Source organism: Longimycelium tulufanense (genome assembly GCF_014645795.1).
GTDB lineage: Bacteria > Actinomycetota > Actinomycetes > Mycobacteriales > Pseudonocardiaceae > Longimycelium > Longimycelium tulufanense.
The window spans coordinates 149,134-162,507 of the sequence record NZ_BMMK01000006.1; the positions used below are offsets into that span (position 1 = coordinate 149,134).

General features: G+C 69.6%; 12 protein-coding genes. 8 read left to right on the forward strand and 4 right to left on the reverse strand.

Features of this window, described 5'->3' with window-relative positions:
- The first annotated feature begins 9 nt into the window (after positions 1-9).
- On the forward strand, positions 10-1,962 hold the full coding sequence (locus IEY55_RS09055; RefSeq protein ID WP_189055958.1) for a PIG-L family deacetylase: 1,953 nt from the start codon (positions 10-12) through the stop codon (positions 1,960-1,962).
- Positions 1,963-2,283: 321 nt separating this feature from the next.
- Here IEY55_RS09055 and IEY55_RS09060 read toward each other — a convergent pair whose 3' ends face one another.
- Together IEY55_RS09060 and lhgD are read right to left on the reverse strand one after the other, a co-directional pair.
- Positions 2,284-2,973 (reverse strand): hypothetical protein, encoded by a 690-nt coding sequence (locus IEY55_RS09060; protein ID WP_189055960.1) that lies wholly within the window; start codon positions 2,971-2,973, stop codon positions 2,284-2,286.
- Positions 2,974-3,482: 509 nt separating this feature from the next.
- Complete coding sequence (gene lhgD / locus IEY55_RS09065; RefSeq protein WP_189055962.1) at positions 3,483-4,673, reverse strand: L-2-hydroxyglutarate dehydrogenase; 1,191 nt, start codon at positions 4,671-4,673, stop codon at positions 3,483-3,485.
- Positions 4,674-4,867: 194 nt separating this feature from the next.
- On the opposite strand from lhgD, the gene IEY55_RS09070 reads away from it, so the two are divergent.
- The 7 genes from IEY55_RS09070 to IEY55_RS09100 are packed head-to-tail and all read left to right on the forward strand — an operon-like array spanning position 4,868 to position 11,173.
- Positions 4,868-6,007: a DegT/DnrJ/EryC1/StrS family aminotransferase gene (locus tag IEY55_RS09070; protein ID WP_189055964.1), complete on the forward strand. Its 1,140-nt coding sequence runs from the start codon at positions 4,868-4,870 to the stop codon at positions 6,005-6,007.
- A gap of 26 nt (positions 6,008-6,033) precedes the next feature.
- Complete coding sequence (locus tag IEY55_RS09075; protein ID WP_189055966.1) at positions 6,034-7,029, forward strand: NAD-dependent epimerase/dehydratase family protein; 996 nt, start codon at positions 6,034-6,036, stop codon at positions 7,027-7,029.
- Positions 7,026-7,502, forward strand: a complete 477-nt coding sequence (locus IEY55_RS09080; RefSeq protein ID WP_229686206.1) for an acyltransferase — start codon at positions 7,026-7,028, stop codon at positions 7,500-7,502. Before IEY55_RS09075 ends, IEY55_RS09080 begins: the two co-directional genes overlap by 4 nt.
- An 11-nt stretch (positions 7,503-7,513) precedes the next feature.
- Positions 7,514-8,704, forward strand: coding sequence for a glycosyltransferase family 4 protein (locus tag IEY55_RS09085; RefSeq protein ID WP_189055968.1), 1,191 nt, complete (start codon positions 7,514-7,516; stop codon positions 8,702-8,704).
- Positions 8,701-9,762 (forward strand): ATP-grasp domain-containing protein, encoded by a 1,062-nt coding sequence (locus IEY55_RS09090; protein ID WP_189055970.1) that lies wholly within the window; start codon positions 8,701-8,703, stop codon positions 9,760-9,762. The genes IEY55_RS09085 and IEY55_RS09090 overlap by 4 nt, the downstream gene beginning before the upstream one ends.
- Positions 9,756-10,370: an HAD family hydrolase gene (locus IEY55_RS09095; protein ID WP_229686207.1), complete on the forward strand. Its 615-nt coding sequence runs from the start codon at positions 9,756-9,758 to the stop codon at positions 10,368-10,370. Before IEY55_RS09090 ends, IEY55_RS09095 begins: the two co-directional genes overlap by 7 nt.
- Positions 10,367-11,173, forward strand: a complete 807-nt coding sequence (locus tag IEY55_RS09100) for a polysaccharide deacetylase WbmS family protein (protein WP_189055974.1) — start codon at positions 10,367-10,369, stop codon at positions 11,171-11,173. The genes IEY55_RS09095 and IEY55_RS09100 overlap by 4 nt, the downstream gene beginning before the upstream one ends.
- Positions 11,174-11,216: 43 nt before the next feature.
- Here IEY55_RS09100 and IEY55_RS09105 read toward each other — a convergent pair whose 3' ends face one another.
- Positions 11,217-12,254, reverse strand: a complete 1,038-nt coding sequence (locus IEY55_RS09105) for a Gfo/Idh/MocA family protein (protein ID WP_189055976.1) — start codon at positions 12,252-12,254, stop codon at positions 11,217-11,219.
- A complete protein-coding gene (locus IEY55_RS09110) occupies positions 12,251-13,348 on the reverse strand; it encodes a DegT/DnrJ/EryC1/StrS family aminotransferase (RefSeq protein WP_189055978.1) in 1,098 nt (365 codons plus the stop codon). Before IEY55_RS09110 ends, IEY55_RS09105 begins: the two co-directional genes overlap by 4 nt.
- Between the last annotated feature and the right edge of the window lie 26 nt (positions 13,349-13,374).

Here is a 13,374-nt window from a genome sequence, read left to right on the forward strand (position 1 = left end):
GCCGCTTCGATGTCCCGTTCGATGTCCCACCCCTACCGGGTCCTGGTCGCGCTGGCGCTCGCCGGCTTCATGCTGGCGTGCGCACCGGCCGAACCGGCACCCGTGCCGCGGCCCGCCGAACCGGACCGTACGCGGTACCTCCAGGTGGTCGCGCACCAAGACGACGACATCCTGTTCATGAACCCCGACGTGCAGGATGCGATCCGGGGCGGTTATCCGGTGGTGACGGTGTTCCTCACCGCTGGCGAGTCCAATGCGCGGGATGTCGGGCGTTACGCCGCCGGGCGGCAGGCCGGTGCGCGCGCGGCGTACGCGGCGATGGCGGGGGTTGCGGACGACTGGTCGGGGGAGCCGTTGCGGTTGGGCGACCAGCACCAGGCCGAGCTGTACACGTTGCGGGGAAAGCCCCGGGTACAGCTGGTCTTCTTGAACCTCCCCGACGACAACAACCCGAATGCCACGGGAGGCAAACACGCTCTGCTGCGGCTGTGGAAAGATCGGTCGAAGTCGCTCCGTGTGGGCACTGTCGTACCACAGGGGGCGACGGTGCCTGGTTCGTCGAGCTACAGCCGCCGTGAACTCGTTGACGCACTGGTGACGTTGCTTCGCCGCTTCCAGCCGACAGTGGTACGGACCCAGGACCCGCAGCCGGACAGCCGTTACACGCGGAACTGGCGCCCTTTCAACGATCATCCGGACCACGTCGTCACCGCACGGCTGATGGACGAAGCGCTCCGGACGTACCGGGTTTCCGGGGCGGACGCACGGTTCGTCGTCCGGAACTACCGGAACTACAACGTGGAGGTGGTGCCGCCCAACCTCTCTCCCGAGCAGCAGAAAGAAAAACTCGACGTTTTCCGCGCCTACGCCAAGAACGACCCGTGGGTCAGCACGAAGGGCGCCTACGACGTCTGGCCGCGGCGGATGCGCTACCGCTGGCCGCTGGGTTCGTCGTGGGTGGGGCACAACGCGGACGGGAGGTTGCAGGCGTTCGCGGTGGTGTCGGGACAGGCCGTCACGTGGTGGCAGGAGGGCGACGGGTGGTCCGGCCCGGTCTCCCTCGCGGATCCGGGTGGGCCGCTGGCGCCGGGCCTGTCGGTGGTGACCGACCGGCAGGGCCGGTTGCGGTTGTTCGGGCGGCGGCTGGACACGCACGAGGTGGTGGGGCTCAGCCAGCTCAAGCCGAACGGCCGGTGGAACTCGGTGTGGGAACCGCTGGGCGCGCCCGGAGCGCACGGCCCGGTGGTGCCGGAGTCGGTGGCGGCCTCCCAGGTGGGGCAGCCGGTGGTGACGGTGGACGGTGCGGGACGGCTGGTCCTGGTCATCCGGAACGCGCGCGGTGGGGTGAGCGCGCGGGTGTGCACCAGCGGCAGCTGGGGCGAGTGGCTGAATCTGGGTGGGAGCGAGGTTCGGGCCGGGGTGACGGCGGCCACGCGGGCTGACGGGACGGTCGAGGTGTTCGCCACGGCGCCGGGTGGAGTGCTGCGGTGGACGCAGTCTGGGCGTTCCTTCGCACCGGGTGAACCGATACGCGGGGTGCAGCCGGGTGGGCCGCCGGTTGCCGTGCGGTTCGGCGACCGGTTGGCGGTGCTGGTGACGGCGGCCGGTGGGCAGCAGTTGTTCGTGGGGCGGCAGGATCGTGACGGCCGGTGGTCCACGAAGATGGTGCCGGTGCCGGGTGGGCCGGGATCGGTTGCCGGTGCCGCGGCGGGCTCGGACCTGTTGCTCGTGGGGCGGGGCGCGGACGGCAGGGGACGGACCTTGCGGATGGGTTCCTCGGGGCCGCCTGGGCCATGGACGGATCTGGGTGGGAGCCTGGTCGACGAGCCGGTCGCGATCACCGCACGGGACGGCAGGGTGGTGTTGTTGACGCTCGGCCCGGCCAGTCGGCTGCTCGTCAACGTGCAGTACGCACCCACACCCGAGTCGCAGTTCACCGGATGGCGTACCGCCGGAAGCTAGCGGGAGAACGGGAAACTCGGAACAGCGGTTGGGCATCAGTCACCCGTCGCCAGACCGGAACCAGGTGGAATTGCTGCTCGGCCCGGATGGTCGGCTGCCTGTCATGCTTGGGTATCGCGCAGCCAGCTTCTGGTCTGTTTGACCCGGACCGGACCACCGAATACGGAAAGCGCCTCGAGCCGGAGCAAGCGCGGCCCGGCATCGCGGCGGGCTCGGTGCGGGTCACTGGAGCCGGCACGAGGCTAGCCGTCGCGCACGTGCGCTTCTTTCGGTCCGCAGTGGAGGTGGGCCGCACGACGTTGTGCGGCCACGGGATTCAACTCAGCCTGTCGCCGTCCTGCTTCTCTTGGGCAGGATCCGCAGCGACTCGAGGGACGCTCCCCGTGCCCGTCGGGAACCTGCGTAGGCCGCCGCGCGGATCGCGGCCAGCCATTCGGGAGCCGGCCGCAGCACGGGGTGGGAGTTGAGCAACGGGTCGAAGGAGACGGCGCAGTCCTCCTCCCTCGGCAGCGGATGACGAACCACCAATTGACCGATCGGACGCCACGGCTGACATGCCTCGGCCGCCGCGATCGTGAAAACCAGCGGCTGTCCCAGTACCGCTTCCCGTACCGCATCGACGGAGCTACTGACTATTCGGTCGGTCTGCTCCGGAAAAGCACCCAACCACACGAGCCGGGCACCGATCCGGTAAGGCTGGACGGTGCTGTAGACGCAACCGGTCCAGTCGAGGGCGGGCAGGAACGCCAACCGGGTCAGGGCAAACCTGCCCGAGCTCAGGAACAGGATGTCGGTCGGGTCAGCGGCACCGCCCACCGGCGGAATCCGCAGGGTGAGCCCCAGGACGTCCGGTAGCGCACCCGGGGTGTTCACGCCCTTGGACAGCCGCACCAGCACGGGGAGCGTCTTCCGCTCCTCGGTGTGCGGGTCCTGCCCGGACAGCACCTGCGCCACCGAAGGAGGCGCGGCGCCGGAGCCGATGACCAGCTCGCCTTCGAACAGCGAACCCACGGGGTGGAAGACCTTGGTACCCCGCAGGGTCGCGCCCAGCGCGACAACCGCCCTTACCGTCGACGTAGCCCACCACAGGAAACTTCGCCCGATGGCTCCCCCAAAAGGAGGTATGCCGATGGGAAATGGTTCGTCCTTATGGGTTGCGGCTACTTCTGTTTTTGTCGCCATGCCTCCAGCTTCCGCGCAATCAAGCCAAAAGCAAGGGCTGTGACGTAACCAACGAACGTATGGGGGTGTCATTCGTGGGGCACGTGGCTGCAGGACATTTGGCCCCCTTACTGCTTCTTGCTGATATTTGCTGATGGGGTGCGAGCCCGCAGGTTCCGATCGGACGATCACCGACCGGCACGGCGGGCGTCACAGCCCACGCTGAAGATCGTCCTCCGCATGGGCTCGAGAGAGTCGACACCCTCATCCGTCCGCGCCACAAGCCAACCCGACCGAACCACGTGGACTGGCACCGGATGCGACAGTCCCTTGTGGATTCAGTGCCGGCGGGGGAAGCCCTAGTCCAGGTGTGGCACCACCCGGTCGGCAACATGGCGGGCAATCTCCAGGCTGGCGGTGGCCGCCGGAGACGGCGCGTTGAGCACGTGCACCTGACGCGGCGCGATCTCGAAGAGGAAGTCGTCCACCAGCGAACCGTCGGGTAGCATCGCCTGCGCCCGGACACCGGCTTCCGCCCGCACCAGGTCCGCCTGCCGGATCGCGGGTACCAGCCGGGCCAGGCTGGCCGCAAAGCGCTTCCGCGACATCGAACGGACGACCTCGCTCACGCCGGTCCGCAGGTAGCGGCGCGCCAGCCGCCACGTGCCGGGAAATCGGACCACCTCGGCGATGTCCCGCGCGGAGATGTCCCGCCAGCGGTAACCCTCCCGGCGCAACGCCAGCACCGCGTTCGGCCCAGCGTGCACGCTACTGTCGATCATTCGGGTCAGGTGCACGCCGAGGAACGGCAACGCGGGATCCGGGACCGGGTAGATCAACCCGCGGACCAGGTGCCGCCGCTCGGGCCGCAACTCGAAGTACTCGCCGCGGAACGGCACGACGCGTGCTTTCGGCCGCAGCCCGGCTAGCAGCGCCACCCGGTCGCTGTGCAGGCCCGCGCAGTTGACCAACGCGTCGGCCCGCACCACCCCGTTCGCCGTTGCCAGCTCCACGCTTCCGTTCCGGCCCCGGATACCCAACACCTCGGCGTTGGTCCGCAGCTCGTTCCCGCGCTCGGCCAGCCGGTCGGCGAACGCGCGGCACACCCCGCCGTAGTCGACGATCCCGGTGCTCTCCACCCGGAGCGCGGCCACGCAGCTCACCTCGGGCTCGTACTCCAGTGCCTCCGCCGTCGAGATCCACCGCGCGGGCACGCCGTTGCGCTCCGCCCGTCGCGCCAGGGTCGCCAGTTGGGGCAGCTCCGCCTCACCGGTGGCCACGACAAGCTTTCCGCACACCTCGACGGGCACACCGTTCTCCCGGGCGAACCCGACGATCGACCGGCTCCCGGCCACCGCCATCCGCGCCTTGTGCGAGCCGGGCCGGTAATACAGCCCCGCATGCACGACGCCGCTGTTGTGCCCAGTCTGGTGGGCGCCCCAGCGGGCCTCCTTCTCCAGCACCGTCACCGCGATACCGCGCCGCACGGCCAGCTCGTGCGCGACCGCGAGCCCGACGATTCCTCCCCCGACCACGGCGACGTGCGGCACCCGCGAACCACCTCCAAGTGGGGACTGGAACCCCTCCAGACTACGGCTCGTCACCGCGAGGTGACGGGCGGAGTGAGCATCGCACCGGCAAGGCGCGCAGCGAAGCCCGCAGCCGAGCAGTTCGGCTACATCCGGTTTTGGTTCCGTTACTCCATGATGCCTAGACTCCGTCCGGACCAACCCGCGGGAGAGGTATGTCACACCCACCGATTCCCCTGGGCCAGCCCACCGTCGGTGACGCGGAGCTGGCCGCGGTCGCCGAGGTGTTCCGGTCGGGCTGGCTGGCCGGGGCCGGGCCGACCTGCCGGCGGTTCGAGGAGCGGCTGGCCGACCGCACCGGGACCCGGCACGCACTGGCCACCGCCAACTGTGGCGCCGCACTGCACCTTGCACTGCTGGCGCTGGGCGCGCTGCCCGAGGACGAGGTGATCGTCGCCGACTACACCTTCCCCGCCACCGGGCACGCGGTGGTGTGGACGGGTGCCACCCCGGTGTTCGTCGACGTCCGGCCGGATATCTGGACGATCGATCCGGACGCCGTCAACGCCGCCGTCACGTCGCGCACGATCGGCATCATCGCCGTCGACTCCTTCGGCCAGCCGGCCGACTACGACGAGCTGCGTGCCATCGCCGACCGGCACGGCCTGTTCCTGATGGAGGACGCGGCCTGCGCGGCCGGTGCCACCTACCGCGACCGGCCCGCCGGCGCGCTCGCCGACGTGGCCACGTTCAGCTTCCACGGCCGCAAGGGCATCACCGCCGGCGAGGGTGGCGCCCTGGTCACCGATGACGGTGAGCTGGCGACACGGGCCCGCACCCTGCACAGCTACGGCGTGGAACCGGCGCTGGACCGCGCGGGCTCGGTGGAGTTGGCCGTGCCGATGTTCTCCGATGCGGGCCACAACTACCGGATGTCGGATGTCGCGGCGGGAGTCCTGCTGGCACAGCTCGACCGGCTCCCGGAACTGCTGACCGCCCGGCAAAGGGTGGCCAGGGCCTACACCGAACTCCTCGGTGACGTGGAACAGGTGCGGCTGCCGGTCGAACTCCCCGACCGGACCCATCCCTGGCAGTCCTACGTGCTCACCCTGACGCCGGAAACGGACCGTGACGCCGTCGCCCGGCACCTCCGGCAACACGGTGTCCAGTGCACCTTCGGGACCTACGCCTCACATCTTCAGCCCGTCTACGGGCGGACCGATCCGTGCCCGGTCTCCGCCGACCTCTTCCGGCGGCACCTGGCCATCCCCATGCACGCCAACCTCACCGACGACCAGGTGGAGCAAGCTGCCGCCGCCGTCCGCGCCGCGGTCGCGGCAGCCCGACCGAGATGACGACGCCGACAGGAGAAAAACCCCGAATGTCCTCCCGTACCGTCCTCTTCACCGGCGGGGCCGGCTTCATCGGCCTGCACGTCGTTCCCCTGTTGCTGGAGCGTGGTTACCGGGTCCGCATATTCGACAACATGTTCCGTGGCGACCGCGACCGCGTGGCGGAGCTGGCCGCCACCGGCAGGGTCGAGCTGATCGACCAGGACGTCCGCTACGGCGGAGCCGTGTACCGCGTGATGCGGGGGTGCGACCACGTCATCCACTTCGCGGCGGTGTCGATCAACAAGAGCCAGGCCGACCCGTACGAGTCGATCGACATCAACATGGTCGGCAACCACAACGTGTTCGCCGCGGCCGCGGAACACCGGATCCGTCGCCTGGTGTACGCGTCCTCGGCATCGGTCTACGGAGAGCCGCGGAAGCTCCCGATGCACGAGGACGACGAGCTGAACCCGCTGACGCCCTACTGCATCGCGAAGCGGGCCGGCGAGGACCTGCTGCGCTTCTACCAGCGTCAGCGCGGACTCTCGTGGATCGCCTTGCGGTTCTTCAACGTCTACGGCCCGGGACAGAAGCCCACCGCCTACTACACGTCGGTGATCAACCACTTCGTGGCCCGCCTGCGGAACGGGCAGCCGCCGGTCATCGACGGCAGGGGCGAGCAGTCGATGGACTTCATCCACGTCCGGGACATCGCGCGCGGCGTGGTTGCCGCACTGGAGTCCGAGCGCGGCAACATGCCGATCAACCTCGGTACCGGAGTGGACACCTCGGTCGCCCAGCTGGCGAAGATCCTCATCGACGCGGTCGGGGTGGACGTGACACCGGAGTTCAACCCGCGCGACGTGCTGGTCTCCCGGCGGGCCGCGGACATCCGCCGGGCCCGGGAGGTCCTGGGCTGGCAACCAACCGTCAGCATCGAGGACGGCATGGCCGACCTCGTCCGCCGAACCCCAGCGGGTTCTCGCCGGACACCCGCACCCGATCGGCTCCCGCGAACTCCCGCACCGTCAAGCACATCGTGATCGGTCACGGGAACCTCCAGCCAGAAGTGGATCACGGTATCCCGGCCAACCCGTACAACCCGCACGCCTGGATCATCGGGGAGCCCAGTATCGGGCCCGGTACCTGGGTGGGGGCGTTCACCGTGCTCGACGGCTCGGGCGGGCTGGCCATCGGCGCGGGGTGCGACATCAGTTGCGGGGTGCACATCTACACGCACAGCACGGTCCGGCGCTGTGTCACCGGCCGGGCCTGCCCCGAGGTCGACCGCGCGCCCGTCCGTATCGGCGACCGGGTCTTCCTCGGGGCCCACGCCGTTGTCCTGATGGGAGTGACGATCGGCGACCAGGCGGTCGTCGGTGCCGGCGCGGTCGTCTGCTCCGACATTCCTGCCCGCACGTTGGCCGTCGGGGTGCCGGCACGGCCCACCGCGCGGGTCGTCGTCGACGGGTCCGAGGTGCGCTTCGAACCCCTGCACACAGCCGTCTTCAGCTAGGAGAGCCCCAGGTGCGGATCGCGGTCGTCAACAACTTCTTCCCGCCCCGGCCGGGCGGCAGCTCCCACCTCTCCGAGGCGCTGGCTCGTGGTTATGCCGCGGCCGGGCACGAGGTGCTGGTACTGACCGCCGGCTACCGGGACTGTCCGGACGTCGAGGCCCGGGACGGGTTGCGGATCGTCCGCCTGCCGTCGTGGACCCTGCCCCGGACCAAGCTCGCGGTCAACTTCGACATCGCCTACACGTTGCGCCCCTCCCTGCCCCGGCAGGTCCGTCGGGTGTTGGACGACTTCGGCCCGGATGTGGTGCACCAGCACGGCCAGTTCTTCGACCTGACCTGGGTCACCGGCTGGTGGGCGCGGCGCCGCGGGGTGCCGGTGCTGCTCAGCGTCCACACCAGGATGGAGAGCCCGAAGCCGTTGTACCAGAAAGCTTTCCGGCTCGGTGACGGCCTGCTCGTGCACCCGATCCTGCAACGCTACCGGCCCAGGTTCGTGGTCATGGACAGCATCATGGACGCCTATATCCGCGCGCGGTACCGGGACGCCATCCGCGCCCTGCACTACATTCCGGTCGGCGTGGATCCGAAGGGGGTCTCCGCCGGGAACGCGAAGCTGGTGCGGGAACGGCACGGTCTGGGCGACGCACCGCTGATCGTCTCACTCGGGCACGTGATCCCGCAGCGGGCACGGCTGCCACTGGTGCGGGCGTTGCCGGCCATCCTGCGCCAGGTCCCGGACCTGCGTGTGCTCGTGGTGGGCGGCGTCTACTACGACGAGTTCCTCCAGCTCGCCGAGCAACTCGGGGTTCGGGAGGCGATCGTGCCGGTCGGCGCGGTGCCACGCGCCGAGGTGCCGCACTACCTGGCCACGGCCGCGCTGGAGGTACACGACCTCGAGGGATGTGGGCTGGGCACGGCGAGCCTGGAAAGCATGGCCGCCGGGGTTCCGGTGGTCGCCGCCGTGCGGGCGGACAACTTTCCCGGCATCGATCTGGTGGACCGCAAGCACCTGTTCCAGGTGCCGCTCGGTGATGACCTCGCCCTGGCGGAGACCATCATCGAGATCGTCCGGGACCCGGAGGGTGCTCGCGCCCAGGTCGCCGAGCACGCCCAGCAGCTCATCAAGGAACGGTTCACGCTGGACGCCGTAGTGGACCAGCACCTTGCGGTCTTCGCGGAGATGGTGGGGGTGGGCCGGTGAGTACGCGACCCATCACGGTCCTGGCCACGAGCGTGGGCAACGACGGTTTCCCGTCGGTTCTGGAGGCGTTGAAGGGAACCGGGGAACGCGAGGTGACAGTCGTCGGTGTGGACGTCCGCGAGTCCGCCCCCGGCCTGTACCTCGCCGACCATGCAGCACTCGTACCGCAGCGGAACCAGCCCGACGCACTGATCGCGGCGATCCTGGGACTGGCCGGGCAGTACCGGGTCGATGTTCTGCTGCCACTGTCGACCGAGGATCAGCCGTTCTACGCCCGATGGGCACCTTTCTTCACCGAGCACGGGATCGTGACCGCGACGTCCGCCCCGGAGGCGCTGGGTGTCGCGAACGACAAGCTGGCACTGCTGGAGATGTGTCGCCCGGCCGGGATTCCGTGCCCGCGCTATGTGCCGGTACGGAGCCTGCGACAAGTCGAGGCGGGTGCCGTGGCGCTCGGCTGGCCGGAGCGTCCGTTCGTGTTCAAGCTGAACCACGGAGCGGGCGCGTCCGGGGTCAAGATCGTCGATCCGAAGCACGGTCGCATGGCGCGCCTGTTCGACCGCGACAACCTACGAATCCGTTACGACGACCTCCTCAACGGTCTGGTCGAGCTCGAGGAGTTACCTCCCGCACACCTCGCGGAGTACCTGCCCGGCGAGGAGTACAGCGTCGACGTGCTGTGCGACCGGGGCCGACCGCTGTCCACCGTGGTCCGGCATCGGCTCTCCACCCACTACGGCCTCGCCACCCACGCCGTCGTGGTGGAGCGACCCGATGTGGCCGCGGTGGCCGAAGACCTGGTGCGCCTGCTCGGCCTCAGTTACGTGGTCAACGTGCAGCTACGCTGCGACGCATCCGGGGTGCCTCGGTTGATGGAGGTCAACCCGCGCATCCCGGGCACGATCGGACTGTCCGTGGCCGCCGGGGTGAACATGCCCTATCTGGCCGTCAAGCATGCACTCGGCGAGGGTTTCGTCGTTCCCCAGCCCAAGATTGGCACGGAGCTGGTGCGCACCTGGCGCACGGTCCTGCCGGACAAGCGAATCGAGCAATGGTGATTGCGGCACTTTTCGATCTCGACGGCACGCTCGTGGATCTCGGGGCACCTGCGGACGATTTGGCGGAGCTGAGGGCGCGGCTGCGTGCCCTCGCCGAGGCCGAGGGGGTGCTCCTACACCACTTCGGGATCTTTCCGATGTACCGGGCGCTGTGCGCGGCCGGACGCGGTGCGGCCGGGGCGCGTACGCTGATCGACTCCTACGAGGTGCGATGGGCCCGCTCCACGGCCCGCCCGCTGGTCCGTCCTGACCTGCTCGCGGCCCCGATCCGACTGGTGACCAGCAATGGTCGTGCCTGCGTGCAGGCCCTCCGCGCGGAGGGCCTGCTTCCCGGAGGGGACGGGCGGGACGTCACCCGGGACGAATGTGCGGACCTCAAGCCGTCCGCCGATCCCCTGCTGCGGGCGGTTTTCGGGCTCCCCGCGGATGTTTCCCTGCCGTTCGTCGGGGATGGTCGGGTGGACCGGCAGGCCGTCGACGCCTATCTGGTCAGCGGTGGCCGTCCACCCCTGCGGTTCGTGCCGGTCGCCCCTGGCACCGGCTCCCCGGAGCCGGTGCGTTCCGCGGATGAGTTGCTCGCCGAGTTGGGAGGTGTGCCGTGCCGATGACGGCTCCCTGGGGGCACCTGGTCACGGAACGACGGTTCTCGCTCACCGCCGACCAGGACTGGGCGCCGGAGTGGGCGACGCGGGCGCTTCTCGACTGGGCTCATGCCGCCAATCTGCCGTTGCACGTGTTTCAGACCAATCCCTCCCCGGCGCTGGACGAGGCGGCGAGAGCCGGCGCGATCACCCGTGGCTGGCACCCGAACTTCGCTCCGGGCTCCTCCCACGGTTCCGATCCACGAGCGGTGGTGGCGCACTTGGCCGGCTTCCTCCCCGGGGTTCGGACCGTCCGCTCGCACGGGTTCAGCGAGAGCTATCAGGCGTGGCTTGCCCTGGCCGATGCCGGGATCCGCTTCGACTCGCAGTTCCCCTCGGCGTTCTCCGGTCATCTGCTGCCGATGGTCCACGCCAGCGGCATCGTGCGGTTGCCCGTGTGGTTCGAGGACGACGTGTGGATGCGACTGTTTCCCGGGGCCGGAGAGATTTCCCCGATACGGCGGACCCTCGCGTGCCCGGGCCTGAAGATCCTCAACGTGCACCCGGTCCACATCGCGCTGAACAGTCCGAGGATGACTTTCTACGACACGCGTCGGGAGGCAATCTACAACGGGGACGGTCCGCTGGCGGCGCATCCCGGCTTCGGCGTGCGGGACGCGGTCGAGGCGGTCGTTGCCGCCGCTCGGAACGATGGTGCGGACTGGTACTCGTTCGAGGACCTGTGTGACGAGGTCGCGCGGCTGGTCGCCGCGAGTGAGGAGCTTCAGGCGACCGCGCCCGTCCTGGCTCCGCCGACCGCGGCCGGCTGACCACGACTCGACTCGGGCGCGTGCCGACGGTACTTGTACACGATCAGTACACGCCAATGCCTTCCGGAGCCTGCGTGCGGACCCCGGATCGCGCACGTTCGGACGTCCATACGGCGCTTTCCCGGAGGCGAGCTACCACACGGTGCGCCGGCAGGATGCGACGGCGTTCCGTCGTCGCGTCCAGCCGGCCCCACAGCACACCGAGGAACCGGTCGAGCTGGCTGGCCAAAGGCTCCCGCGAGGACACCAGCTCCGGGATCTCGATGACGGCCTGCTGCCGGTAACCGAGCCCGTCCGGGCTGACGGCCTCGTGCGAGACGTGCCGGTAGAGCGTGACGTCCCGGCGTAGCAGGTCGATCTCCACCAGCCGGCCCACCTCATGGATCACCAGCGACCGGACCTTGCGCTGGCCGATCCGGCTGGCCGAGACGGTCGCGAGTGCGCCGTCGGCAAAGGACAGGACGGCCTCGGCCACGTCCTCCGCCTCCGATCCGGACAGCGGATGGAAGTAGCCGAACGTGCCCTGCACCATGGCGGGCTCGACACCGCCGAACACCTGGATCGCCAGGTCGACGTCGTGCACGAGCAGATCCCATGCCACGCCGGTGCGGATCCGTGGCGCATACGGCGAGTGCCGGACGGCGCTGACGTGCACCGGTTCGCGGAGCAGGGGTAGCGCGGTCAGCACGGCCGGGTTGTAGCGCTCCAGGAACCCGCACATCAGGGGCACGTCCCGGCGCTCGGCCAGCCGCACGACGTCCTCGGTCAACACCAGGTCGGCGCACACGGGTTTCTCGACGAGGAGCGGGATGTCGTGCTCGAGCACGTGCTGGGCCAGCTCGTGGTGCGTTTCGGTCGACGACGCCAGCACCACGGCCTCGACCTGGTCGAGCAGATCGATCTCGGGGAACCAGGGCACGCCGAAGCGCTCCGCCAGTGCCCGACCGACCACCGGAGACGGGTCGACGACCGCGGCGAGGTCGGCCTGCGTCGACTGGGCGATCACGCGCGCGTGCAGGGACCCCATCGAACCGCAGCCCACCAGCAGAACCCTGGCTCTGGCGCCGTTGCCGCTCCTCATGCGGCGAATACCTCACGCACGGCGGCGATCACGGTATCGACATCCGCGTGGCTGAGCGCGGTGTGCACGGGTATGGACAAGCACTGCCGGGCAACTCTCGCCGCCACCGGCACCTCCGCCGCAATGACATTGGGATGTTCTCGGTAGCACGGGTGATCGAAGACCACCCGGGGGTAGTAGACGCCGCTGCCGACGCCCAGCTCGGCGAGCCTGGCAGCCAGCTCGTCCCGCGTCACCGGGGCGTCGTTGGTGACCAGGACGGTGTACTGGTGCCAGACGTGGGAGCGGCCGGGCAGCTCGCGGGGAACCCGTAGGCCCGGCAGCTCGGCGAGTCCGGCGCTGAGCCGGGCGGCATTCTCCTTCCGTTGCGCCACGAGGCGTGGAAGTCGTTCCAGCTGTGGGATGGCGACGGCGGCGTGCAGGTCGGTCAGTCGGTAGTTGTACCCCGCAAGCTCGTACCGGTAGCGCTGCCGCATGCCCTGGTTGCGCAGCAGGCGGAGATGTTCGGCGAGCGCGTCGTCGTCCGTGGTGATCGCGCCGCCCTCCGCGGAGGTGACGTTCTTGGTGGCGTAGAAGGAGAAACAACCGGTTCCGAAGTCCCCCACGGGACGGCCCTGGAAGGTCGCGCCGTGCGCCTGGGAAGCGTCCTCGACCAGGTGCAGACCGTGCTCGTCGGCGACCGCTTCGATCTTACCCATGTCGGCGGACTGGCCGTAGAGGTGAACAGGGAGCAGCGCCGCGGTGTTCGGGCCGATGGCGGCCGCCATCGCGTCCGGGTCCACGCAGAAGTCGTCCTCGCGAATGTCGGCGAACCGCGCGGTGGCCCCGGTTCCCAGGATCGCGTTGAGGGTGGCGACGAACGTGAACGGGGAGGTCACCACCTCGTCACCGGGGCCCAGACCGAGCGCCTGCAACGCCGCGGCCAGCGCGACCGTGCCGTTGGCGACGGCGACCGCGTGCCGGGTGCCGGCCATCTCGGCGACCGCCGCCTCGAAACGTTCGACCATCGGGCCCTGGGCGAGGATGCCGGAGCGGAGCACCGCCAGGACGTGGGGCTCGGAGTCCCGGACGTCCACCGCCGTGATTGGGATCATGTTCGTTCGCTTCCAGCAGGGGGCCG